Here is a 24695-nt window from a genome sequence, read left to right as displayed (position 1 = left end):
AGTTAAGTAAAGTAAATCTCAACGTAAAGAAATCCAATTATGTCGTTGTCTTAGAAGAATGTAACTACAATCATTGATACAAATAAGATTGTTAAATAATTTAGGGAATAAACAAACATTTGCACGGACCATTTTATGTCATCTTTCTTACGGAATCCATAAAATCCTAAAGCGATCCATCCGATGTTAAGCAGTGTTGCAATTACCATAAATGTTATCCCTAGTCCACTCATATAAAATGGTAGTGGTAATAAACATACTGTCCAAATCATAATTTGGCGTTTCGTAATTTCAAATCCATGAACTACAGGAAGCATTGGAATTCCTGCATTTCGATATTCATCAACACGTTTCATCGCTAATGCAAGGAAATGTGGGATTTGCCAAATAAACATAATTAAAAATAACATCCAAGCAATTGGATGACCTAAAGATGGATCGATTGCTGCCCATCCAATTAAAGGTGGAACTGCACCAGATATACTACCTACAACAGTATTTAGCGTATACTTTCTCTTTGTCCATAAACTATATAGAACAACATATGTGAAAGCACCAATAAATCCCATTAAGACTGCCATTGGTGTTGTTAATAATAAAAATACAAAACCAAGAAGTAATATGACTAGTCCAAATGTAAGTGCAAATCCTGGTTTATACTTTCCAGTAACCGTTGGACGGGTCTTTGTTCTTTCCATTAATGGATCGATGTCTCGATCAATGTAGTTGTTTAAACAACATACCCCTGCCATAACTAATCCAGAACCAACGATTGTAAAGAATAACTTATCCAGATTGTCCATTACACTTAATCCATTAAAGTGTAATGCCAACCAAAATCCTGTAAATACAGTAAGTGTATTTGAGTTTACAATCCCCATTTTAACGAGTGCTTTTAAATCTTGTATCCGAGTTGTTTCCGGTACACTTGTAACAGCGGACTCATCATGCAGCTCACTTGTTGCATGGTTCATCACTCTAACCCCCTCTTAAAACTTTCATCTTTCTTTTTGCGCCTATTTCAAATGAAATAATTCGCTTCTATATAGCAATATTATTACAGTAGAAACATTGTTAACCCATTCTACTACTAATCTACGCCCATACTCCAATATATTAAATCATATTTCCCGAACATTTTGTGAAGAAAACATGAACTTTTTGTGTCGAATATAAAAAACTTCATTCTGACTTGTCCTTATCATAACATGATGTTACCTTCTATAATAAACTATTTTATCCTATTTAACACGTATTCTCCCCATTTCTTTTCAAAATAGCCTATTTTTCACCTAAATTTTTCCTTAGGAACCCTGTTTTTACACCTATTTTATCCCCCTTTCCTTTCCCCTCCATTTCTTTGCTATTTTATTATTTTTTATATATCATAGGAACTAGCGCGTTTTATTCTATACATAATGGGATGAAAATATTTCGCAATAACTTCATAGCAGAAAGATGGTGAAAGAGATTGCAACGCTTTATTAAATGGTTAGCAGTCATTACAAGCCTTGATTTATTAATAGTTTTATTAGGAGGCGCTTTAGTTACAAAAACAGGTTCTGGTCAAGGTTGTGGTAAATCATGGCCACTTTGTAACGGTGAATTTGTTCCATCTAATTTATCAATGGAAACTATTATTGAACTTAGCCACCGATTAACATCAGGATCAGCTGGAATTCTTGTCACTCTCCTTTGTATTTTGTCCTGGAAATATTATAAACATGTGCGTGAAACAAAAACGTTAGCAATTTTATCCTTCGTATTTTTAGTTGCACAAGCATTAATGGGAGCAGCAGCAGTTGTTTGGGGACAAATGCCAGCTGTACTTGCTATCCATTTCGGTATTTCCTTAATTTCATTTGCTTCTGTCATTTTATTAACGTGTCTTATCTTTGAAATTGACCAAAAATTTGATGCACGTTCTCTTATTATGGACAAAAAAATGAAATTTCATATTTATGGTGTAACAATTTACAGTTATATCGTCGTCTACACAGGTGCTTTAGTACGTCACGAACGAGCTAGCTTAGCCTGTCCAGACTTTCCTTTATGTAGCAAAAACAGACCTATGCCAACTCAACTACATGAATGGGTTCAAATGGGCCATAGAGTTGCAGCAATGTTAATTTTCGCTTGGATACTTTACGCGATGATTCTCGCTATTCGTCATTACAAACAGCAACCTGTAGTATATTGGGGATGGATCATTTCATTTATCCTCGTTACACTTCAAGCTGTAGTAGGAATTTTAGTTGTATTTACAAACGCTAGTTTAGCAATGGCATTGTTACATTCTCTATTCATTTCTTGCTTGTTTGCCGTACTATGCTATTTAGTTATGTTAGGAACAAGAAGTAAAGTGAATGCAAAAGAAGCCGGATCAACTTCTAAACAAACAAAATAATTTAAAACTAAAATCCCTTGCCAATTCGGCAAGGGATTTTTTGCAATAAAGAAAAGAGCTGTATTTACACAGCTCTTTTTTTATTTTAGTGATCTAATTCAATAAGTAAATCACCCGTTTGAATTGCATCACCATCGTTAACATATACTTTTTTCACTTTACCATTGAACGGCGCTTGAACTGTCGTTTCCATTTTCATCGCTTCTGTAATTGCCATAGAATCGCCTTTTTTCACTTCATCGCCTTCTTTTACAACTACTTTAATTACCGTTCCTGGCATTGTTGCACTAATGTGATTTGGATTTTCACGGTTTCCTTTCACACGTTGTGCAACTGTTGCTTTCACACTCTCGTCTTTCACGACAATTTCACGTGGTTGACCATTAAATTCCAAGTAAAGGACACGATTTCCATCCGGCTGTGGTTCTCCAATTGATACAAGTTTAACCATCAATGTCTTACCTTGTTCAATTTCCACATCAATTTCTTCACCTAGCCTCATACCATAGAAGAATGTCGGTGTATCAAGTACAGATACATTTCCATAAAGCTCAGCAACTTTTTCATAGTCCATAAATACTTTTGGATATAATGCATATGCAACTACATCAAAAATTGTTACTTCGCGTCCAAGTTTATGGAATAATTCTTCTTTTAACGCATCGAAATCTACTGGCTCTAGTAGTTCACCTGGTCTTACTGTTAACGGCTCTTTCCCTTTTAAAATAATCTTTTGCAATTCTTTCGGGAAACCACCGTACGGTTGACCTAAATCACCAGAGAACATTTCAACAACAGATCCAGGGAAGTCCAAAGCATGTCCACGCTCTAAAACATCTTGTTCTGTCAGGTGGTTTTGAACCATAAATAACGCCATATCGCCAACAACTTTTGATGACGGTGTTACTTTTACAATATCTCCAAACATGTCATTCACACGACGGTACATTACTTTCACTTCATCAAAGCGATCTCCTAAACCAACCGCCTTCGCTTGTTGCTGAAGATTACTATACTGTCCACCTGGCATTTCATGCATATATACCTCTGTGTGAGGTGCATTCATACCACTTTCAAACGGTGCATAGTATTTGCGTACATCTTCCCAATAATGAGATAGCTTTTCTAAAGAATCGATATTAACATCTGGTTGTCTTTCATTTCCACCTAGTGCATAGAATAATGTGTTCGCACTCGGTTGTGACGTTTGACCAGCCATAGAACTCACTGCTACATCGACAATATCAACCCCTGCTTCAATTGCCTTCGTATACGTTAATATACCATTTCCACTCGTATCGTGCGTATGCAGGTGAATCGGAATCGATACCGTCTCTTTTAATGCTGAAACTAAATCATATGCTGCGTTTGGTTTTAGTAAGCCAGCCATATCTTTAATACCTAAAATGTGAGCTCCCGATGCTTCCAACTCTTTTGCTAAGTTTTTATAATAATTCAAATCATATTTACTACGTAATGGATCATGAATATCTCCTGTGTAGCACATTGTTGCTTCTGCAATTTTACCAGTATCTCGTACAGCATCAATTGCAACTCTCATACCTTCTACCCAGTTTAAACTATCAAAAATACGGAACACATCAATGCCTGCTTGAGCAGAACACTCCACAAATTTTTGAATTAAATTATCTGGATAGTTTTTGTAGCCAACTGCGTTTGACGAACGTAGTAACATTTGGAATAAAACGTTCGGCATTTTTTCACGAAGATCTAGTAATCGTTCCCATGGATCTTCTTTTAAGAAACGATACGCGACATCAAACGTTGCACCGCCCCACATTTCAGCTGAGAATAGGTTTGGTAACATTCTTGCTGTTGGCTCTGCAATTTGATGTAAATCTTTTGTACGAATACGAGTTGCAAGTAATGACTGATGTGCATCACGGAATGTTGTATCCGTTAAAAGTACACGGTTTTGATCCTGTACCCATTTTACTAATCCATCTGCTCCACGCTCGTCCAAAATTTGTTTCGTTCCATTTTGGATTGGCTCTGAATGTTTTAAACATGGAATACGAGCATCTGGGAATATTGGCTTTTCTTTTTTCCCTACTCCTGGGAAGCCATTTACTGTTACTGAACCAATATAATTTAACATTTTCGTTCCGCGGTCTTTACGTTTCGGGAACAAGAATAGTTCAGGTGACACATCAATAAACGAAGTATCATATTCTCCTGATAAGAAGTTTTTATGTTTTACTACATTCTCTAGGAATGGAATATTTGTTTTAATACCACGAATACGGAATTCTTTTAAGTTACGTTCCATTTTTGCAGCAGCTTGCTCAAAAGTAAGTGCCCAAGTTGTAACTTTTACAAGTAAAGAATCGTAGTATGGTGTAATAACTGCACCTTGGAAGCTATTTCCTGTATCAAGACGCACACCAAAACCACCGCCTGATCGATACGCCATAATTTTTCCTGTATCCGGCATAAAATTATTTAGTGGGTCTTCAGTTGTTACACGAGATTGGATTGCAAATCCGTGTACAACCACTTCCTCTTGCTTCGGAACACCTACTATTTTACTATGTAATGCATGTCCATCAGCTATTAAAATTTGTGATTGAACGATATCGACTCCTGTGATCATCTCTGTAATCGTATGTTCTACTTGAACACGTGGATTTACTTCAATAAAGTAAAACTCATCATCTTTTACAAGGAATTCAACTGTCCCTGCATTTAAATAGTTTACATTTTTCGTTAACTTCACAGCAGCATCACAAATACGCTGACGCAGATCATCTGAAAGTGATACACTCGGTGCTATTTCTACAACTTTTTGATGACGACGTTGTACAGAACAGTCACGCTCGTATAAATGAACAACATTGCCTTCTTCATCTGCTAAAATTTGTACTTCTATATGTTTAGGTTTTTCAACGAATTTTTCGACGTAAACTTCATCATTACCAAAGGCTGCTTTCGCTTCTGATTTTGCTCGATTATATGATTCTCCTAATTCCTCACTAGTACGCACAATACGCATACCACGACCGCCACCACCAAGGGACGCTTTAATAATAATCGGGTAATCATACTTTTCAGCAAATTTTTCGACTTCTTCTAATGAATCTACTGGACCATCACTACCAGGTATAACTGGAATTTGTGCTAGCTGCGCTTGTGTTCTTGCTTTCACTTTATCTCCAAACATATCTAAATGCTTACTTTTCGGACCGATAAAGATAATTCCTTCTTCTTCGCAACGTTTCGCGAATTGAATATTTTCTGACAAGAAACCATATCCAGGGTGGATTGCATCTACATGATTACTTTTTGCAATCTCAATAATGCCTTCAATATCTAGATAAGCATCAATTGGTTTTTTTCCTTCCCCAACTAAATAGGACTCATCGGCTTTATAGCGATGATAAGAACCACTATCCTCTTTCGAATAGATTGCAACTGTTTTTAATCCAAGTTCCGAACAAGCTCGAAACACACGAATTGCAATCTCTCCACGGTTAGCTACCAATACTTTTTGAATACGTTGCAGCTTTGTCATGATTTTCCCCCTCTACTTTCCTACCACTCTAGAGATAAAATATATACACACCTTAAAAAGCGTGAAGTTCTTCACTTTCCACATTATATTATACTTAGAAAGCTTCACTTTATTTTTATCCATCATACCTTATTTTTTAACAAATGATAAGTTTTCTGTGCAATTTGTTTCACAAAAATAGTATAGCATACCTCTTCCTTTTCTAACAACTTAATTGTATATCACATTTAAACAAATGTGATATATCTTTTAACTGAAAGAGAAATTAATACATCATATTTAAAACTACTTGAAAATAAAAAACACATCATGCTCTAAAGCACGATGTGTTTTTTATTTTACAACTACAAGATGTGGTCCATTTTGTTCTCTTTCTTTTATTACCTCATTCTGCTGTTTCTCTTCTCGTTTTACATGACTAGCAATATTAAGTAGTATTCCCATCGCAAGTAGATTAGCTAATAAAGAACTACCACCATAGCTGACAAACGGTAATGGTACTCCTGTAAGTGGTATTACTCCAGACATACCACCAACATTAATAAACGTTTGAACTCCAAACAAGCTTGCAATTCCGATAGCTATTAAACTTCCAAATGGATCTGTACATTTTTGTGCAACTCTAAATGACCGAATAATAATAAGTAATAAACAGATTAAAATGATAGCTACACCTATAAAACCAAGTTCTTCAGATATAATTGCCATTATAAAATCCGTTTGCGGTTCTGGTAAATAACCATATTTTTGTACACTATTCCCTAATCCTCTACCATTAAGCCCTCCAGAAGCGATTCCAATAAATGAATTCACTAATTGAAACCCATCCTTTTGAGGATCATTAAACGGATCAAGGAAAACAGAAAAACGCGCCTTTTGATATGGATTTAATGCATAATTACCAAGAAGATATAGTGCCGGAATCCATACTATAGAAGTTAAAGCAATTCGTTTAATCCATAAGTTAACCTGTACTCCCGAACAAAGAAACATAATTCCTACTGTTCCTGCAATTAACAAATCAGTACCTAAATCATTTTGCTTTAATATTAAAAACATGATTATACCAACACCAATAAGTACTGGACCTGACCCTTTGGAAACAGGTGTATTCGTTTCTTGTCTTTTGGCAAAGAAATGAGCTAAGACAAGAATAACTGTTATCTTAACAAATTCTGCAGGCTGTATTCCAAATATCCAGCCATTTGCACCGTTTACTTTCTTAGTGAAAAAGGCAGCTGCAGCTAATAAGGCAACACTAGCACCGTAACTCCCCAACAAAAAAATTCGTTTTCTCCAAACTTTATATGGGATAGTAGCAATAATTATTAATACTATTGTCCCAACAACTAAAGTAATTAATTGTCTTTTAAAAAAGAAATTTGCTGGTTTATCAAATCTCGAAATCGCAACAATGGAACTAGAACTATATACCATTATTACTCCCAGCACACATAAGATAACAAGAGGAAGTAACAATGAATAATCCATTGATTTCCATACTTTTTTCATTTCATTTCCTCTTTCTGTTTCAATTTAATTATTGTTGTATTCCATATGTACATTGATTCTTCCTGCTTTATTATACAAATAAAAAGCCCAAACTAATTTAGTTTGAGCCCCCTTATTTGAACCCGTTATTGTTGTTTGTTTGTAAACGCTTCATGAAGTGCAGATAACTCACGTTCGAGCTCACCTAACATTGCTTTCCCTTGTTCTTCTGCAATAAGACCAAGGCGAACTGCAAAATCGACCTCGCGGGATAGTCCAAACATTTGTGTGTCTAACACTTCTTCATATAATGGACATTGCGGCATTGTAAGATGGTCCATTTGCACCTTAATAAGTCTTAAAATCTTCTCTGCATCCGCTTGTAGAAGGGCTAGTGCCTTTTCCTGATGATTTGCTACTGTCTCAGACGCCAAATTGATTCCCTCCGTTTCCGTCCTACTCTCCTCTATCCTATCTATTAATATTAGCGATAGTTTTAATAAATTGCAATAGAAACATTTTTTGTGACAACAGTGTCTAATGCTATTATACTGAAAAGTGGGAGTATAACACAAATGGGGGAACAACAATGAGCGAAATTTTATTTATTAACGGAAAAGTACGTTTTCCAATCACTATTGATCCAACTGTTTGGATCTTTGATGATCGAAAAGTAGATTTGACAACTTACTTTGATGAAACTAGAGAAAACACGTCTGAACTAGAAACTTATTTAAAAAACACTTCAGAACATTGGGATCGTGAAATTCGTGATGGTGCTGCCTTCCCGCCGATACAACAAAGTGTAAAGAAATATAAAAAAGAACAGCTAATTACTGGAACATTTGGTATACCATTTCATCCATTCCTTGCTAACGCTGAAATTTTAGAGGACGCTACGCAAGTTGAAATTGAAACTGTAGATCATACAATGACACTTCCATTAGAAACTGTCAAAAATGCTATACTAGGTTTTTCAAAAGAAGGAAAGCCATTAAAAGAAGACGGACCTGTTCATCTCTATTTCAATGATGGATCTAATCGACAAAATCCAATCCGGAACATCCGTAAATTTACAATTATTTAAAAAAAAGGAGTGAGCTTAAGCTCACTCCTTTTTACAATAAATCTGCTGCTAGTTGAGCTAAATTAGATCGCTCCCCTTTAACAAACTTCACATGACCACTAATGCGCTGTTCTTTAAACTTCTCTACAACATACGTTAAGCCATTATTATATTCATCTAAATATGGGTGATCAATTTGCTGAGGATCTCCCATCAATACAATCTTACTCTTTTCCCCTACCCTAGTTAGTATCGTTTTCACTTCATGCTTTGTTAAATTTTGTGCTTCGTCAATGATAATGAACTGATCTGGAATACTTCTCCCGCGTATATAAGTAAGGGCTTCTACTTCAATCGAACCCATTCCAGCTAAAATAGCATCTAACTCTCCTGGCTTTTTCGTATTAAATAAATACTCTAGGTTATCAAAAATTGGTTGCATCCATGGTCTTAACTTTTCTTCTTTTTCTCCTGGTAAATAACCGATATCTTTTCCGACTGGGACAATTGGTCTTGCAACGAGTAATTTTTTATATAACCCTAAGTCTTCTGTTTGCATAAGTCCCGAAGCTAACGCAAGTAACGTTTTTCCTGTGCCGGCTTTCCCCGTTAATGTTACAAGCGGAATATCTTCACGAAGCAACAATTCTAATCCCATAATTTGCTGCACGTTTCGTGGTCGTATCCCCCACACTTGTTCATTGTGAAAAATAAGTTTCTTTACCTTCTTACCTAAGTGATCCACAATGCCAAGCGCAGAACTAGAGCCCCCTAATGCATCTTTCATTACTACAAATTGATTTGGGTAAAAAGGGTGATTCGCAATTTCAGATAGAGGCAATTCACCTTTCTCATAAAAATAATCCAATTGTTCTTTTGATATATATCCTTCTAAAAAGCCAGAATATATATTTTCTACTTCAATTACGCGATCACTTAAATAATCTTCAGCCTTCAAACCAATTGCATCAGCTTTTACCCTTACGAGTACATCTTTACTTACTAAAATAACAGACTTCCCGTCCTCTTTTTCCTGTTCTTCTAAAGATAGATTTTTTGCTACAGCTAAAATTCGATTATCATTTGTTTTTTCTACAAAAATATCTTGTAGTTGCACAAATGAACGATGGTTTAATTCAATACGAAATGTTCCGCCATTTTCTAGCGGGATACTTTCATGCAGCTTTCCTATTTCACGAAATTTATCTATTAACTTAGATACATAACGAGCATTTCGTCCTACTTCATCCATATAACGTTTTTTCGAATCAACCTCTTCTAATACAACTGCTGGAATCACTACTTCATTGGTTTCAAATGAAAAAATAGATAAAGGATCCTGCAAAAGTACATTCGTATCTAACACATAAATTTTATCCAACCTGTTACCCCCTGACTCCACTTTTAAATTTGTAGAACAAGGGTTTCATCCATAAAATATGGACGAACCATTGTTATAATTATATGTACCGTGTAAACGAGGTAGAATCGAAAATCATAGTCATTAAACCTTTTATTTATTCTTTATTCATTTCTATTCAATATATTACTTTTTATTATAATTATTAACGTTAAATCACAATAACCGATTACAAAAGTGAATAAACGAATTTCTTATTTAGCACATTTATAATTCTCTTATTCCTACTAGTACTTCGTTATCCAGCTTTTTGGCCGCCCGAAGATCGTATGTTTTTTCATATGTTGGTTCAATTGCAAGTTTCGCTCCATAAAACATAACATCACGTACTTCTTGCACATTAACTTCTATTACAGTTAATTTCAAAGAAATACCTTCCATTCTATCTGTCAAAATTTCACCTGCACCACTTATAGAAAATACGGATTCATTCGCCATTATAGTCAATACTACACCTGTATTATGCCTTATATTTTCCACAATACGTGAACGTTGATCTACTGCAAATCGAATACTAGTTTTGCTCACTGCATACACCCAAGAAATAGCACTTACGTTAGGAACTTGTTTTTCGAAATCTGTCGTTGCTATCATCACAATACACTCTTTACGCAACGTTTGTACTAAACCCTCTGTTAAAGTAGGCTCTACTACATTCGCCATATTTTCACCTCCAAACATACTTGGTATATCCTTATCATAACTTATTTTTCGAATTGCGAAAATATTATTTTTTCCCACTATTATTCAAAAACATTATACTTCCATGATATACTTATACTGATAGAATTCGTATTGAGGTGACGAAATGAGAGTCAAATGTATGATTTGTGATAAAAAAGATATGTTAGATGATGAAAATCCTACGGCAAAAAAACTGCGTAATCGCCCTATTCATACATATATGTGCATGGAATGTTCGGAACGAATTGCAGAGCGTACAATGGAACGTCATGCAAGTGGTAATTTTCGATTATATCGTGATAAAAAAGTCGAAGACGATTGGTAAAATGTAAATAAGTCCTTACTCATATAGATAAGGACTTATTTATATTTTTCTGGCTCGCGGTTCATCTGATCCAAGAAACAATCAATGGCTTCTAGCGGAAACCTTGCAGATTTCCTTTCCCCATTCATTTCATATGTAATTAAATACATTTCCTCGTTCTTTTTAACTTCCACATCTTTTAATTTATGTTCTTCATATATCATATTTTGAAATAACAAATACGTTTCTTTTGCAGCACTATCATCCGGACGTGCTTCCGCAACTGTTTTAATTGTTAACCAATTATATAGTGCATCTTGTACTGAACGCATAAAACTTCGCCCCCTCACCCTGCTTTTTGTTGTTTCGCTTGACGCAAACGCAATCTATAAATTCCAAGTACAATTGCCGCTACAACAAGCCCTTCTCCAACAGGTAAAAATACAGCAAAAAAGGTTAATACTGTACATCCAATTGCTAATGATATGTATATTACTATATTTTTTAGTACAGACAACTTTCTAGCAAATCCTAAATTATAGACGAGAGCACTTAATATAATAATCGTCCCATAAAGTAACCACATTCCTAACTCTGGATTTTCATCAACTTTACATAATTTCGCAAAAAAAGACATTCTTTCTAACACTATTTATCCCCCCTTCTCATAAAAAACAAAATTTCTTTATGTACTTAATACAAGAGTAACCTGCGAAAAAAATACTGTCCACTAAAAAGAGTAAATATTCTAAAAAATAAACATAAAAAATAAAACAGCTACCTTAAAGGTAGCTGTTTTATTTTTTATGCTTCTACAGATTTCTTTTTCTTAGCAGCTCTTTCACGTTCGCTCTTATCAAGAATCTTTTTACGTAAACGAATTGATTCTGGAGTTACTTCACAGAACTCGTCATCGTTTAAGTACTCTAATGACTCTTCTAGAGTCATTAAGCGTGGTTTTTTCATTGTTGAAGTTTGATCTTTCGTTGCAGAACGAATGTTAGTTTGTTGTTTCATTTTCACAACGTTAACTGTTAAGTCGTTCTCACGAGTATGTTCTCCTACGATCATACCAGCATATACTTCTGTACCTGGTTCAACGAAGATTACACCACGGTCTTCAACTTGCATAATGCCGTATTGTGATGCTTTTCCTGTTTCAAGTGAAACTAGAACACCTTGGCGACGTCCACCCACTTGTCCAGCATGTACTGGTTGGTAGCAATCGAATGTATGGTTTAAAATACCGTAACCACGAGTTAATGTTAGGAATTCTGTTGTGTAACCAATTAAACCACGTGCCGGAACCATGAAAGTAAGGCGAACTTGACCGTTTCCGTTATTCACCATATCTAACATTTCACCTTTACGTGCACCCATTGATTCCATAATAGAACCAGTGTATTCTTCAGGAACATCGATTTGTACGCGCTCTACAGGTTCACATCTTACGCCATCGATATCTTTAATAATTACTTCAGGCTTAGATACTTGTAGTTCATAACCTTCACGACGCATGTTTTCAATTAAGATAGATAAATGCAATTCCCCGCGTCCAGATACGATCCATGCATCAGGAGAATCTGTATTATCTACACGTAAACTTACATCTGTTTCTAATTGTGAACGAAGACGCTCTTCAATTTTACGAGATGTAATAAATTTACCTTCACGACCTGCAAATGGGCTGTTATTTACAAGGAATGTCATTTGTAGCGTTGGCTCATCAATACGTAATAATGGTAAAGCCTCTTCATGCTCAACCGGACATACCGTTTCACCTACGTTGATGTCTTCCATACCTGAAACAGCTACTAAATCTCCAGCTTTTGCTTCTTCAATTTCTTGACGTTTTAATCCAATGTAACCGAATAATTTCGTTACGCGGAATTGTTTTACACTTCCGTCAACTTTCATTAAAGCAACTTGTTGTCCAACCTTCATTGTACCGCGGAATACGCGTCCAACTCCAATACGTCCAACGTAGTCGTTGTAATCAAGAAGTGCTACTTGGAATTGAAGTGGCTCTTCGCTGTTATCAACTGGTGCTGGAATATGTTCGATAATTGTATCGAATAATGATTTCATATTCTCTTCTTGATTTGCCGGATTTGAATCCAAGCTTGCTGTTCCGTTCATTGCTGATGCAAATACAACTGGGAACTCTAATTGATCTTCGTTTGCACCAAGTTCGATGAATAAGTCAACTACTTCATCAACTACTTCATCAGGGCGAGCGAAGTCACGGTCAATTTTGTTTACTACAACGATTGGAGTTAAGTTTTGCTCAAGAGCTTTCTTTAAAACAAATCGTGTTTGTGGCATACAACCTTCATATGCATCAACAACAAGTAGAACACCATCAACCATTTTCATGATACGTTCTACTTCTCCACCGAAGTCAGCGTGACCTGGTGTATCTAAAATGTTAATTCTTTTATCTTCATAGTGAATCGCTGTATTCTTCGCTAAAATTGTAATACCGCGTTCTCTTTCTAGATCATTTGAATCCATTGCGCGTTCTTCAATATGTTCATTCGCACGGAATGTCCCCGCTTGACGTAATAACTGGTCAACAAGTGTTGTTTTACCATGGTCAACGTGGGCAATAATTGCTATATTACGTAAATCTTGTCGTTTTTTCAACATGTCCAACTCCTAATGTCTTTTTAATCCTTCTCTATTATAAGAGCGAAGGGGATACAATAGCAATTAAAATAAAAGCAAGAATGAAAATATAGTTGTATTCTCACTTTTGTGAAAGTAAAATGAGATTGGAGGGTGAAGAAATGGAACACATTCAATATCGCTTTTTATTAACCGCAATTATCGGTGTTATTTTCTTAATCGGTATCGGCATTATGATTGCTGAAAATAGTCCAATCGGTATTATTATTTGCATTATCGGTACATTTGTTGCAGTTGGATACGGTTTTGTAACAAAAAGAAAAATGCGCAAATCACAATAACGCTAAAAAGTAAGAAGCTTATACATAGCCTCTTACTTTTTTTGTGGCTCTGATATAAAAGATAACACTTCTTCATACACTCCTGGTTTTGCAACTAGCACACTGCTCTTCTCTATGATAGAAAGTTTCGCTCCAGAAAATGTCGTTACCTTCCCTCCAACTTCTTCTACAATTATCTGTCCTCCGCCAAAATCCCATGGTGATAATCTCGGCGTTACATATGCATCTATTCTTCCTGTTGCAACGTACACCATCTCTAACGCTGCACAGCCATACGATCTCGTGCCCCTTGCTTTCTTAACAAGTGCCATCATACTTTCCATATTAAGCAATGGATTATCTGTAAGCCATATCGCATTTAAAGCTACAATACCTTGCTCTACAGTTCCTTTTTCCAATGGAGGAATTGATATATCATTACAAAAAGCTCCAGATCCCTTGACTGCATGATATAGTTCATCATGTACTGGATCATAAATAAGTCCAATCTTTCCGATACCGTTCTCATAAATCCCAATTGAAATTGCAAAATTTCTTTTTTGATGAACAAAGTTCATCGTGCCGTCAATTGGATCAATTAACCAAACAACCCCGTCAGAAGACGTTATCTCGTCTCCATAACCTTCTTCTCCTAAAATATTATGATTCGGGAATGTTTCTTTAATTTTCCCAATTAAAAACTGTTCTATCTCTCGGTCCATATTTGTAACTAAGTCAGCTGCATTGGATTTTGTTTCTATAATAAGTGCTTTTTTCATGGATGCCATTAAATGCTCTCCTGCATCCCGAATCCACCGTTTGGCGTGTGCATCGATGTCTTTCCATACTTCTTGCATGTTTAAACACTCCGATCTTTACTGTTCACAGAAAAAACGAACCCTTTATAAGGTTCGCACCAACTAATTTTTTATACATATACTATTATTACGCTTCTAAACGAATCATTTCAAGTCTTAACACTTCTAACTTTTGTACACACTCTTCTTTTTTCTGTTTATCATCTTCCATCATCGCATCATATAAAGTTGCTAATTCATAATCTAGCTCCAAACGTAGCACCGGTATTCTCTTTTCGGCATCTGTTCTCTTTAACGCATTAATCACCTGTCTCATATTATTTGCCTCCTCCCAATATTCGTCTGCCCTCGGACTAGAATTAATTCAATTTTCTGATTTTTTGTTTTATACTATACTATGTTGGATAAATCATCTATGCAACAAAATTATATTTTTTTATTTAAATTTTTTTGTGCTGTTTTTTTTATGAATAGTACAAGCTATGCTAAAATAAAAGCAAAATAGGAGTTGGAGGAACAATCATGACAATACAAACATTCAAGTCAACTGATTTTGATGTCTTTACAGTTGATGGTCTCGAAGAACGAATGAGTGCAATTAAAACGAACATTCATCCTAAGCTAGAAGCTTTAGGGGAACAATTTGCAGAATACTTATCCCAACACACTGATGAGAACTTTTTTTATCATGTTGCAAAACACGCACGTCGCAAAGTCAATCCACCAAACGATACTTGGGTTGCTTTTTCAACAAATAAACGAGGATATAAAATGCTACCGCATTTCCAAATCGGCTTATGGGGTACTCATGCCTTCATATACTTTGGTTTAATCTATGAGTGTCCACAAAAAGTTGAGACGGCTCATGCCTTCTTAGAACATTTAAATGATTTAAAAACAAATATTCCAAATGACTTCGTTTGGTCCATTGACCATACTAAACCAAGTGTGAAATTACATAAAACACTTGAAACCGAAGACTTACAAAAGATGATTGAACGACTAGCTACTGTAAAAAAAGCAGAATTATTAGTTGGTATTCATATATCACCAGAGGAGTTTTCAGCAATGACCAACGAACAATTCCTTGCTAAGATTGAATCTACGATGCAATCACTCCTTCCTTTATATGCACTTTGTAATCGATAGTAGAAAACGGACAATTTATATTGTCCGTTTTTAGTTGTTATCACATTATATCACTTCAGTTTTTATTTTTCAAAATATTTTTTACATTTTTACGAGCTTTTGTTCTTCGACTTCCTTTGCTCTTTGAATAGCACGATATATAGAGTATCCACTTACTTCTTGAAACTCTTTATCAATTTTCTTTTCTTCTGCTTTCGATGGAACAATCTCTTTAAAACGACGATATAAACCCATTAATTCTTCTCTTATAATTCCTTTTTCATAAGCTTTCTCAATTGCTTCATAAAACTTCACAATTATAACCATTTCCTCATTTGACCAATCATAATCTAACGGATATTGATATTCCATTTCGCACCTCATTTATCATTTCTTCTTGTTTCATTATGCTATCTTAAAGAGAATGTTTTATTCTTCATTATAGCCACTCTGCATTATACACTATTTATTCATTTTAATGGAATTGTCTTCCTCCATTCATTAGTTGAGACTAACTATTAAACATACTCACCTTAAAAATATTTTTTTCTATACATCTATAATTATTGGTGATATAATGCTTTTGTTTTATAGAAAATAAAGTGAAGCTACCATCTCAAAACCGATTTTTTGAATGGCAGAAAAACAAGCCTCATTCTAAAAAAAGGACTTACCTTTTTTAGAGCAGGATTATATAAAACAAATTAAATATTATGAAGAAGAAGGGGTGTATAGATTGTCCCAATACGAAACACCATTGTTTACCGCTTTAGTTGAGCACAGTAAGCGAAATCCAATTCAATTCCATATTCCTGGTCATAAAAAAGGACAAGGCATGGATCCTACATTTCGCGAATTTATTGGGCATAATGCATTAGCAATTGATTTAATTAATATTGCGCCACTCGATGATTTACATCATCCAAAAGGTATGATTAAAGAAGCACAGGATTTAGCAGCCGCTGCATTCGGTGCAGATCATACTTTCTTTTCTATTCAAGGTACAAGTGGCGCTATTATGACAATGGTGATGAGCGTTTGCGGTCCTGGTGACAAAATCCTAGTACCACGAAACGTGCATAAATCAGTAATGTCAGCTATTATTTTCTCAGGTGCAAAACCGATTTTCATGCATCCTGAAATCGATCCGAAACTCGGTATTTCTCATGGAATCACAATTCAATCTGTCAAAAAAGCACTTGAAGAGCACTCAGATGCAAAGGGCTTACTTGTTATTAATCCAACGTACTTTGGATTTGCTGCAGACTTAGAACAGATTGTACAATTAGCACATTCTTATGACATCCCTGTACTAGTCGACGAGGCTCATGGTGTTCATATTCATTTTCACAATGAATTGCCGATGTCAGCGATGCAAGCTGGTGCAGACATGGCAGCAACAAGTGTTCACAAATTAGGAGGCTCTTTAACTCAAAGTTCTATTCTTAATGTGAAAGAAGGCTTGGTGAATGTAAAACATGTCCAATCTATTATTAGCATGCTTACAACTACATCAACTTCTTACATCTTGTTAGCATCACTTGATGTTGCGAGAAAACGTCTTGCTACAGAAGGAACAGCACTCATAGAACAAACAATACAATTAGCTGAACATGTTCGTGATGCTATAAATTCTATTGAGCATCTTTACTGTCCTGGAAAAGAAATGTTAGGTACAGATGCTACCTTTAACTATGATCCTACAAAGATAATTGTATCTGTAAAAGATTTAGGTATTACCGGCCACCAAGCTGAAGTATGGCTTAGAGAGCAATATAACATTGAAGTAGAACTCTCAGATCTATACAACATACTATGTCTTATCACTTTAGGAGACACAGAAAGTGATACAAATACACTTATTGCAGCATTACAAGATTTAGCAGCAACATTTAGAAATAGGGCAGATAAAGGTGTTCAAGTACAAGTAGAGATTCCAGAAATTCCAGTGCTAGCACTTTCTCCTCGAGATGCTTTTTATTCGGAAACAGAAGTCATTCCATTTGAAAATGCAGCGGGTCGTATTATAGCTGATTTTGTTATGGTTTATCCGCCAGGGATTCCAATCTTTACTCCGGGGGAAATTATTACACAAGAAAACTTAGAGTATATTCGTAAAAACTTAGAAGCAGGTTTACCTGTACAAGGTCCTGAAGATATGACATTACAAACATTACGTGTTATTAAAGAGTACAAGCCTATCAGTTGATAGGCTTTTTTTTCACCTTTTTTCCTTTTCTTCATACGATACTAAAGAATGTAACGTATAGGTGGGGATACTATTATGATTGTAATAGGCCGTTCTATTGTACATCCTTATATTACAAATGAATATGAGCCATTTGCAGCAGAGAAACAACAAATTTTATCAATAATGGCAGGAAATCAAGAAGTTTATTCCTTCCGAACAGCTGATGAACTCAGCTTTGATCTCAATTTACGAGTTAATATTATTATCTCTGCACTAGAACTTTTTCAAAGTGGATTTCAGTTTCGCACATTTCAACAATCCTTTTGCAACCCCCAGTATTGGAAAAGAACATCCCTTGGAGGATTCGAGCTTCTTCCAAACATACCACCTTCTATTGCCATACAAGATATTTTCAAAAACGGAAAACTATATGGAACTGAATGCGCAACCGCTATGATCATTATTTTTTATAAAGCTTTATTATCATTGTATGAGGAAGAAACTTTCAATCGTCTATTTGCAAACCTTTTACTTTATACATGGGACTACGATCAAGATCTAAGACTCATAACAAAAAACGGTGGCGATCTTGTTCCAGGTGACCTCGTTTACTTTAAAAATCCACAAGTGAATCCAGCTACGATTGAGTGGCAAGGAGAAAACACAATCTATTTAGGAAATTTCTTTTTTTACGGACATGGCGTAGGTGTAAAAACAAAAGAAGAAATTATTTATTCATTAAATGAACGACGAGTCCCTTACGCTTTTATTTCAGCTTTCTTGACCGATACTATTACCCGTATAGATAGCCGTATAATGAGCCAATACGCTTCTTCTAGTACACCACAGACATCCATAAGCTTTATTCCAATTAGAGATGATGCAATCGTTGCAACAGTTGGCCATACAACTACAATTTATTAAAAAAGCGCCTACACATGTAGGCGCTTTTTCTTATTATTAAGCTTTTGTATGTTCTTTATGGTCACATTCGCAATGAGATCCACATTTCCCGTATAGTACTGTTGATTTTTCATCTTCAAAATGTCCAATTGTTCCTTCACATACTTGGCATACGATTGTTCCCATTTTCATTTCCCCCTGAGTTTTAATAGTAATCTATTTATCTATCATTAAGCTTTCGCATTATCTTTTCTAGCACAGTCACAATTTGTTCCACATTTTCCGTAAAGTACTGTCGTTTTCTCATCTTCAAAATGTCCGATTGTTCCTTCACATACTTGGCATACGATTGTTCCCATTTTTCATTTCCCCCTAAGTTTATGGTCCTAAAAACTTTTAGCTGTCCATTTCCTATCAATTATTGGGCTTTTGTATGCTCTGTGTGATCACATCCGCAAGATCCACATTTCCCGTAAAGTACCGTTACTTTCTCATCTTCGAAGTGTGCAATTGTACCTTCACAATCTTGACATACGATTGTTCCCATTTTTCATTTCCCCCTAAGTTTATAATCCCAAAAACTTTTTTGTAACCGCTTAACTTTCTGTCTTTATTTTAATATGTTATACTTTTTACGTCAATAGGTTTTTAGTATAACACATTAAATATTTTAAATTTTAATTAGTATGCGATATTCAAATAAAAAACAGCCATATTTATAAGTACGACTGTTTCACATTAATTATTCTTCATATTCCGCATGTAAAGAAGTTGACGGAACTAGAAATTTGAAAAACTGAGCTAACTCCTTCGCTTCCTCTTCTGATCCTAATTTAAAAATCTCCTGTATATATTGAACATTCTCTACATCATCTCTTCCGAGTAAAGTAGACCTTCCTGTTTGCATACAAACAATGAGCGGTTTTCCAAAAAACATATTTGTATAAATAACACCAAAATCATAACGTGTATCATGTGTCATAAACCCTAAAAATCGTACCTTCACACTTTCATGCTCATCATACAATTTTTCAAACATTGGTTTCCACCTTTCTACATCACGTTTCATTAATAGTATATTAAACAAAACATGTAATACTCCTTTTAATTGTCAAAAAATTCAGTAGGATGTAGAATGATAGTATTCTACTAAGTTAGGGGGAACTTATATGCAACACGCCTTTATTACGCTTGTACCAAAATCCAAACAACAATTTGTTTCAATAGATGATATAAAACAACTTTTTCATTATTATAAAACAGTTACTTCTAAAACTGGTGCCCAAATTAATTACACGTATACAAATACCGCTTTTCCTTATGAAATTTTAGATACATCTACAACAACATTAAAACTTCAATCCAATCACGACCGGTATGACTCAATTTATATTGGTGTTGGTATAGAAAATGAACAATTTTTCATCCAAGTTTCTTTACCACCTAATGCAACATATGGTGACAAAGGGAAAGCAAATGAATTTTGCCGTTTTTTAGCGAAGAAATTAGAAGGAGAGTTACAATTATTTAATGGAAGAACAATGTATTTTTATAAACGTTAATTTAAAAAATAAATAATACGATTAAAAATAGTATACAATTCGAACATGTAAGAAATAACGCTTGCTTTCTTACGTGTAATACAAAATACGCTATTACATAGGCTAAATACAGGAATACGAAAAAAAGAATAACTTTATAATGAAACTTATCACCATTCGATAATGTTAATACAGTGGAAAAGCCACTCCATAGTAGTAAATGATAAAATATAACATGTAATATTTTCATGGAACCTTCTCCTTTGACATGCTCTATTTTATTAATATATGGGGTTAAGTTTGAATCAATTACATATTATAGGATGATATATATTACCTTTGAAGTAAGTTACGCCTAAATCATTTGTTAAAGTATTATATATTCATTCGACAAGTACGTTTAAAGACCTTGCAAGTCATTTGATGAAAATAAAAATAGCCCCTCTCTTACAATAAGAGAGGGGCTATTTACATTACTTAAATTATTTTACAATGTGAATTGGCATTCCAAGAGCAACTTCAGCTGCTTCCATTGTGATTTCACCTAATGTTGGGTGAGCATGGATTGTTTGAGCGATATCTTCAGCTGTCATTCCAGCTTCGATAGCTAAACCAATCTCAGAGATAATATCAGAAGCACCTGCACCTGCAACTTGAGCACCTACAAGAAGACCATCTTCTTTACGTGTTACAAGTTGTAGGAAACCGTCAGTGCTGTTTAATGATAATGCACGACCGTTAGCAGCGAATGGGAACTTAGATACAGTTACAGTCATTCCAGCTTCTTCAGCTTGTTTTTTAGTGTAACCAACAGATGCTAATTCTGGATCAGTGAAGCATACTGCAGGAATTCCGATGTAATCGATAGCTGATGCATGGCCACTAATTGCTTCTACAGCTACTTTACCTTCGTAAGAAGCTTTGTGAGCTAATGGTGGTCCAGGAACGATATCACCGATTGCATAGATGTTTGGTACATTTGTACGACATTGCTCATCGATTTCGATGATGCCGCGGTCAGTCATTTTAACTCCAACTTGCTCAAGACCGATTTCTTGAGTGTTTGGACGACGACCTACAGTTACTAATACGTAATCTGCTTCTACAGTTTGGATTTCACCTTTAACTTCAAAGCTAACTTTTACGCCAGTTTCTGTTTCTTCAACGCCTTTAGCCATAGCTTTTGTATGGATATTTACGTTACCTTTTTTCTGTAGAGCACGTTTAACAACAGAGCTCATAGCTTTTTCGAAACCAGCTAAGATTTCGTCGCCAGCTTCTACTACAGTAACTTCTGTACCGAAGTTAGCATATGCAGTACCTAATTCCATACCGATGTAACCGCCGCCGATTACAACAAGTTTTTTAGGAATTTCAGGTAAGCTTAAAGCACCTGTAGAGTTGATAACACGTTTAGAGTATTTGAATCCTGGAATTTCGATTGGTGTAGAACCAGTTGCAAGAACAGCATTTTTAAACGTATAAGTTTGAGCTGCATCTTCAGTCATAACGCGTAATGTATTAGCATCTACGAAGTAAGCTTCACCGCGAATGATTTCAACTTTGTTACCTTTAAGAAGGCCTTCAACACCGCCAGTTAATTTCTTAACTACGCCGTTTTTCCATTCTTGAACTTTTGTAAAGTCAACTTTTACGTTCTCTGCAGTGATACCCATGTCATCAGAATGCATTGCATTCTCATAACGATGACCTGCATTGATTAACGCTTTTGAAGGAATACATCCAACGTTTAAGCATACGCCACCAAGGTTAGCTTTTTCAATGATTGCTACCTTTTGACCTAATTGTGCTGCACGAATTGCCGCAACGTATCCACCAGGACCTGCACCAACAACGACTGTATCTAATTCAATTGGGAAATCTCCTACTACCATTGTTATTACGCCTCCATTACTAATAATTGTGGGTCATTCAATAGACGTTTAATTTGGTTTAACGCTTTTTGAGCAGTTGCGCCGTCAATTAAACGATGGTCAAAGCTTAGAGATAATGCTAATACTGGAGCTGCAACGATCTCACCATTTTTCACAACTGGTTTTTCAGCGATACGGCCGATACCAAGGATTGCTACTTCTGGGTGATTGATAACTGGAGTGAACCATTGTCCACCTGCAGAACCAATGTTTGTAATTGTGCAAGAAGCACCTTTCATTTCAGTTGGAGCTAGACGACCTTCACGTGCTTTACCAGCAAGATCATTGATCTCGTTAGAAATAGTGAAGATAGACTTACGATCTGTATCTTTAACAACTGGTACTAATAGACCTTTGTCTGTATCAGCTGCGATACCGATGTTGAAGTAATGTTTATGAACTACTTCTTGAGATGCATCGTCTAAAGAAGTGTTTAACATTGGGTATTCACGTAATGCAGATGTTAAAGCTTTAACAACGTATGGAAGGTAAGTTAATTTAATACCTTTGTCAGCTGCTACTGCTTTGAACTTCTTACGGTGAGCAACAAGCTCAGTTACATCAACTTCATCCATTAATGTTACGTGAGGAGCTGTATGCTTAGAGTTAACCATTGCTTTCGCAATCGCTTTACGGATACCACTCATTTTCTCACGAGTTTCTGGATATTCACCAGCTGGAATTGGTTGTGCTTTTGGTGCTTCTTCTTTCGCTGCTGCTGGAGTAGCTTCTACTGCTGCTGGAGCCTCAGTTGCTGCTACAGTTTGTCCACCATTTGCAAATGCATCGATATCAGCTTTTACGATACGGCCGTTCTTACCAGTACCAGCTACTTTATGAATGTCTACACCTTTTTCACGAGCGTATTTACGAACAGATGGCATAGCGATTACGCGCTCATTTACTACTTCTGCAGTTGCTGCTGGAGTAGCTTCCGCTGCTGGAGCTTCTACTGCTGCTTCTTCAGCTTTTGGAGCTTCATCATGATCGTCACCTTTAAATTTAAGGTTTTCGTATCCAGGAGCATCAAATTTAATTAATGTATCTCCTACGATTGCAACTGTTCCTTCTTCTACAAGTACTTCAAGTACTTTACCTTTAACAGGAGAAGGGATTTCTACTACTGCTTTATCATTTTGCACTTCAAGAAGTACATCGTCTTCATTTACTTCATCGCCTGGTTTAATAAACCATTTTACGATTTCACCTTCGTGGATACCTTCACCGATATCTGGTAGTTTAAATTCAAATGCCACGGAATTCAGCCCCCTGATTCATTTCATTATTATGGAATATGTACAAAAGAAACCAGCATGTGCTGATTTCTTTTGCACATGAAAAACTAAAAATTAGAAGTTCATTACTTTGTTTACAGCTTCAACAATATCCTTGTGGTTTGGTAACCATACGCTCTCTGCTTGAGAGAATGGGAATACTGTATCAGCAGCTGCAACACGTACAACTGGAGCTTCTAAGTTTAAGATTGCACGGTCGTTAATTTCCGCTACAACGTTAGCTGCAATACCAGCTTGTTTTTGAGCTTCTTGAACTACAACTACGCGACCTGTTTTTTCAACAGAAGCGATGATTGTTTCGATATCTAATGGTTGAACTGTACGTAAGTCAACAACCTCTAAAGAGATACCTTCTTTTTCAAGTTCTTCAGCAGCTTTTAATGCAGCGTGAACCATAGCACCGTAAGCGATAACAGATACATCTGTACCTTCACGTTTGATATCAGCTTTACCTAAATCAATTGTGTATTCGCCTTCTGGTACATCTTGACGGAATGAACGGTACAATTTCATATGCTCTAAGTAGATAACTGGATCGTTGTCACGAATCGCAGAGATTAAAAGACCTTTAGCATCGTATGGAGTAGATGGAATAACAACTTTTAGACCAGGTTGTTGAGCGACTAATCCTTCTAAGCTATCAGCATGTAGTTCAGGAGTATGAACACCACCACCGAATGGAGAACGAACTGTTACTGGAGCAGTCCAACGTCCACCAGAACGGTAACGCATACGAGCCAATTGACCAGAAATTGAATCCATTACTTCAAAAACGAAACCGAAGAATTGGATTTCTGGAACTGGACGGAATCCTTCAAGTGCAAGACCAACTGCAAGTCCACCAATACCAGACTCTGCAAGTGGAGTATCCATTACACGATCTTCACCAAATTCAGCTTGTAAACCTTCAGTAGCACGGAATACACCACCGTTTACACCAACGTCTTCACCAAATACAAGTACGTTAGGATCATTTTTCATTTCAACGCGTAAAGCATCAGTGATTGCTTGAATCATTGTCATTTGAGCCATG

Annotated in this window: 28 protein-coding genes; 8 read left to right on the top strand and 20 right to left on the bottom strand. The window is 35.8% G+C overall.

All coding sequences use genetic code 11. From position 1 onward, the window contains the following. Positions 1 to 50: 50 nt before the first annotated feature. On the bottom strand, positions 51 to 974 hold the full coding sequence (gene ctaB, locus IBT51_RS05830) for a protoheme IX farnesyltransferase (protein ID WP_001015053.1): 924 nt from the start codon (positions 972 to 974) through the stop codon (positions 51 to 53). Between the two features lie 497 nt (positions 975 to 1471). Between ctaB and ctaA the strand changes: the two genes are divergently transcribed. Further along, positions 1472 to 2407: a heme A synthase gene (ctaA, locus tag IBT51_RS05825; RefSeq protein ID WP_001188740.1), complete on the top strand. Its 936-nt coding sequence runs from the start codon at positions 1472 to 1474 to the stop codon at positions 2405 to 2407. Positions 2408 to 2492: 85 nt separating this feature from the next. Here ctaA and pyc read toward each other — a convergent pair whose 3' ends face one another. The 3 genes from pyc to IBT51_RS05810 all read right to left on the bottom strand — a co-directional run bounded on the left by pyc (position 2493) and on the right by IBT51_RS05810 (position 7864). Further along, complete coding sequence (gene pyc, locus IBT51_RS05820; protein ID WP_000164055.1) at positions 2493 to 5939, bottom strand: pyruvate carboxylase; 3447 nt, start codon at positions 5937 to 5939, stop codon at positions 2493 to 2495. A gap of 333 nt (positions 5940 to 6272) precedes the next feature. Further along, positions 6273 to 7451 (bottom strand): FtsW/RodA/SpoVE family cell cycle protein, encoded by a 1179-nt coding sequence (locus tag IBT51_RS05815; protein WP_071729772.1) that lies wholly within the window; start codon positions 7449 to 7451, stop codon positions 6273 to 6275. 125 nt (positions 7452 to 7576) lie between these two features. Next, positions 7577 to 7864, bottom strand: coding sequence for an Fpa/YlaN family protein (locus tag IBT51_RS05810; protein ID WP_000135694.1), 288 nt, complete (start codon positions 7862 to 7864; stop codon positions 7577 to 7579). A 155-nt stretch (positions 7865 to 8019) separates the two neighbouring features. Here IBT51_RS05810 and IBT51_RS05805 point away from each other — a divergent pair, with 155 nt between their 5' ends. After that, entirely contained in the window at positions 8020 to 8517 is a 498-nt protein-coding gene (locus IBT51_RS05805) for a molybdopterin-binding protein (RefSeq protein WP_001289810.1), read from the top strand. Positions 8518 to 8548: 31 nt separating this feature from the next. Here IBT51_RS05805 and IBT51_RS05800 read toward each other — a convergent pair whose 3' ends face one another. Both IBT51_RS05800 and IBT51_RS05795 read right to left on the bottom strand, forming a co-directional pair. Next, positions 8549 to 9877 carry a PhoH family protein gene (locus IBT51_RS05800; protein ID WP_000358083.1) on the bottom strand — a complete coding sequence of 443 codons (1329 nt, stop codon included), beginning with the start codon at positions 9875 to 9877 and terminating at the stop codon, positions 8549 to 8551. 246 nt (positions 9878 to 10123) lie between these two features. Further along, positions 10124 to 10579: a pyridoxamine 5'-phosphate oxidase family protein gene (locus tag IBT51_RS05795; RefSeq protein ID WP_000024600.1), complete on the bottom strand. Its 456-nt coding sequence runs from the start codon at positions 10577 to 10579 to the stop codon at positions 10124 to 10126. A gap of 145 nt (positions 10580 to 10724) precedes the next feature. Here IBT51_RS05795 and IBT51_RS05790 point away from each other — a divergent pair, with 145 nt between their 5' ends. Next, positions 10725 to 10925 carry a YlaI family protein gene (locus IBT51_RS05790; RefSeq protein ID WP_002093346.1) on the top strand — a complete coding sequence of 67 codons (201 nt, stop codon included), beginning with the start codon at positions 10725 to 10727 and terminating at the stop codon, positions 10923 to 10925. A 35-nt stretch (positions 10926 to 10960) separates the two neighbouring features. Here IBT51_RS05790 and IBT51_RS05785 read toward each other — a convergent pair whose 3' ends face one another. From IBT51_RS05785 to typA, 3 genes are all read right to left on the bottom strand, one after another. Further along, the gene (locus IBT51_RS05785) at positions 10961 to 11236 is read right to left on the bottom strand and encodes a hypothetical protein (protein WP_001258136.1); all 276 of its coding nucleotides are present in this window, start codon (positions 11234 to 11236) and stop codon (positions 10961 to 10963) included. Between the two features lie 14 nt (positions 11237 to 11250). Further along, positions 11251 to 11553 carry a YlaH-like family protein gene (locus IBT51_RS05780; protein WP_000893662.1) on the bottom strand — a complete coding sequence of 101 codons (303 nt, stop codon included), beginning with the start codon at positions 11551 to 11553 and terminating at the stop codon, positions 11251 to 11253. Positions 11554 to 11708: 155 nt separating this feature from the next. Continuing rightward, complete coding sequence (gene typA / locus IBT51_RS05775; RefSeq protein ID WP_000914752.1) at positions 11709 to 13553, bottom strand: translational GTPase TypA; 1845 nt, start codon at positions 13551 to 13553, stop codon at positions 11709 to 11711. 140 nt (positions 13554 to 13693) lie between these two features. On the opposite strand from typA, the gene IBT51_RS05770 reads away from it, so the two are divergent. Then, positions 13694 to 13873, top strand: coding sequence for a DUF5325 family protein (locus tag IBT51_RS05770; protein WP_000400123.1), 180 nt, complete (start codon positions 13694 to 13696; stop codon positions 13871 to 13873). A 32-nt stretch (positions 13874 to 13905) separates the two neighbouring features. Here IBT51_RS05770 and IBT51_RS05765 read toward each other — a convergent pair whose 3' ends face one another. Together IBT51_RS05765 and IBT51_RS05760 are read right to left on the bottom strand one after the other, a co-directional pair. After that, the gene (locus IBT51_RS05765; protein ID WP_069356138.1) at positions 13906 to 14709 is read right to left on the bottom strand and encodes an inositol monophosphatase family protein; all 804 of its coding nucleotides are present in this window, start codon (positions 14707 to 14709) and stop codon (positions 13906 to 13908) included. An 88-nt stretch (positions 14710 to 14797) separates the two neighbouring features. Continuing rightward, positions 14798 to 14986, bottom strand: coding sequence for a hypothetical protein (locus tag IBT51_RS05760; RefSeq protein WP_001250164.1), 189 nt, complete (start codon positions 14984 to 14986; stop codon positions 14798 to 14800). A gap of 206 nt (positions 14987 to 15192) precedes the next feature. On the opposite strand from IBT51_RS05760, the gene IBT51_RS05755 reads away from it, so the two are divergent. Then, on the top strand, positions 15193 to 15819 hold the full coding sequence (locus IBT51_RS05755) for a YktB family protein (protein WP_000155318.1): 627 nt from the start codon (positions 15193 to 15195) through the stop codon (positions 15817 to 15819). Positions 15820 to 15900: 81 nt separating this feature from the next. On the opposite strand, the gene IBT51_RS05750 is transcribed toward IBT51_RS05755, so the two are convergent. After that, positions 15901 to 16170: a UPF0223 family protein gene (locus IBT51_RS05750; RefSeq protein WP_000456546.1), complete on the bottom strand. Its 270-nt coding sequence runs from the start codon at positions 16168 to 16170 to the stop codon at positions 15901 to 15903. A 364-nt stretch (positions 16171 to 16534) separates the two neighbouring features. Here IBT51_RS05750 and speA point away from each other — a divergent pair, with 364 nt between their 5' ends. After that, entirely contained in the window at positions 16535 to 18007 is a 1473-nt protein-coding gene (gene speA / locus IBT51_RS05745; protein ID WP_200458040.1) for an arginine decarboxylase, read from the top strand. A gap of 75 nt (positions 18008 to 18082) precedes the next feature. Continuing rightward, on the top strand, positions 18083 to 18913 hold the full coding sequence (locus IBT51_RS05740) for a protein-glutamine gamma-glutamyltransferase (RefSeq protein WP_000635337.1): 831 nt from the start codon (positions 18083 to 18085) through the stop codon (positions 18911 to 18913). Between the two features lie 36 nt (positions 18914 to 18949). Here the strand turns inward: IBT51_RS05740 and IBT51_RS05735 are convergent, their stop codons facing one another. The 4 genes from IBT51_RS05735 to IBT51_RS05720 form a co-directional block, all read right to left on the bottom strand. Then, positions 18950 to 19078: a GapA-binding peptide SR1P gene (locus IBT51_RS05735; protein WP_000536796.1), complete on the bottom strand. Its 129-nt coding sequence runs from the start codon at positions 19076 to 19078 to the stop codon at positions 18950 to 18952. Between the two features lie 44 nt (positions 19079 to 19122). Further along, on the bottom strand, positions 19123 to 19251 hold the full coding sequence (locus IBT51_RS05730) for a GapA-binding peptide SR1P (protein ID WP_000536803.1): 129 nt from the start codon (positions 19249 to 19251) through the stop codon (positions 19123 to 19125). Positions 19252 to 19310: 59 nt separating this feature from the next. Next, positions 19311 to 19439 (bottom strand): GapA-binding peptide SR1P, encoded by a 129-nt coding sequence (locus IBT51_RS05725; RefSeq protein WP_000536778.1) that lies wholly within the window; start codon positions 19437 to 19439, stop codon positions 19311 to 19313. Between the two features lie 195 nt (positions 19440 to 19634). Beyond that, positions 19635 to 19931 (bottom strand): DUF3055 domain-containing protein, encoded by a 297-nt coding sequence (locus tag IBT51_RS05720; RefSeq protein WP_000462038.1) that lies wholly within the window; start codon positions 19929 to 19931, stop codon positions 19635 to 19637. Between the two features lie 130 nt (positions 19932 to 20061). Here IBT51_RS05720 and IBT51_RS05715 point away from each other — a divergent pair, with 130 nt between their 5' ends. Beyond that, positions 20062 to 20454, top strand: a complete 393-nt coding sequence (locus IBT51_RS05715; protein WP_200458041.1) for a DUF1885 family protein — start codon at positions 20062 to 20064, stop codon at positions 20452 to 20454. A gap of 1 nt (position 20455) precedes the next feature. Here IBT51_RS05715 and IBT51_RS05710 read toward each other — a convergent pair whose 3' ends face one another. The 4 genes from IBT51_RS05710 to pdhB all read right to left on the bottom strand — a co-directional run bounded on the left by IBT51_RS05710 (position 20456) and on the right by pdhB (position 24694). Continuing rightward, positions 20456 to 20683 carry a hypothetical protein gene (locus tag IBT51_RS05710; protein WP_000697470.1) on the bottom strand — a complete coding sequence of 76 codons (228 nt, stop codon included), beginning with the start codon at positions 20681 to 20683 and terminating at the stop codon, positions 20456 to 20458. Between the two features lie 232 nt (positions 20684 to 20915). Next, positions 20916 to 22328 carry a dihydrolipoyl dehydrogenase gene (lpdA, locus tag IBT51_RS05705; protein WP_000260104.1) on the bottom strand — a complete coding sequence of 471 codons (1413 nt, stop codon included), beginning with the start codon at positions 22326 to 22328 and terminating at the stop codon, positions 20916 to 20918. 5 nt (positions 22329 to 22333) lie between these two features. Continuing rightward, complete coding sequence (pdhC, locus tag IBT51_RS05700) at positions 22334 to 23623, bottom strand: pyruvate dehydrogenase complex dihydrolipoyllysine-residue acetyltransferase (RefSeq protein WP_000863420.1); 1290 nt, start codon at positions 23621 to 23623, stop codon at positions 22334 to 22336. A 93-nt stretch (positions 23624 to 23716) separates the two neighbouring features. Further along, positions 23717 to 24694: a pyruvate dehydrogenase complex E1 component subunit beta gene (pdhB, locus tag IBT51_RS05695; protein WP_000068163.1), complete on the bottom strand. Its 978-nt coding sequence runs from the start codon at positions 24692 to 24694 to the stop codon at positions 23717 to 23719. Between the last annotated feature and the right edge of the window lies 1 nt (position 24695).

Source organism: Bacillus sp. S71, from assembly GCF_016625265.1.
Classification (GTDB): Bacteria; Bacillota; Bacilli; order Bacillales; family Bacillaceae_G; genus Bacillus_A; species Bacillus_A cereus.
The sequence above is the reverse complement of the archived record's forward strand: the minus strand, read 5'-3'. Positions and strand labels throughout refer to the sequence as shown.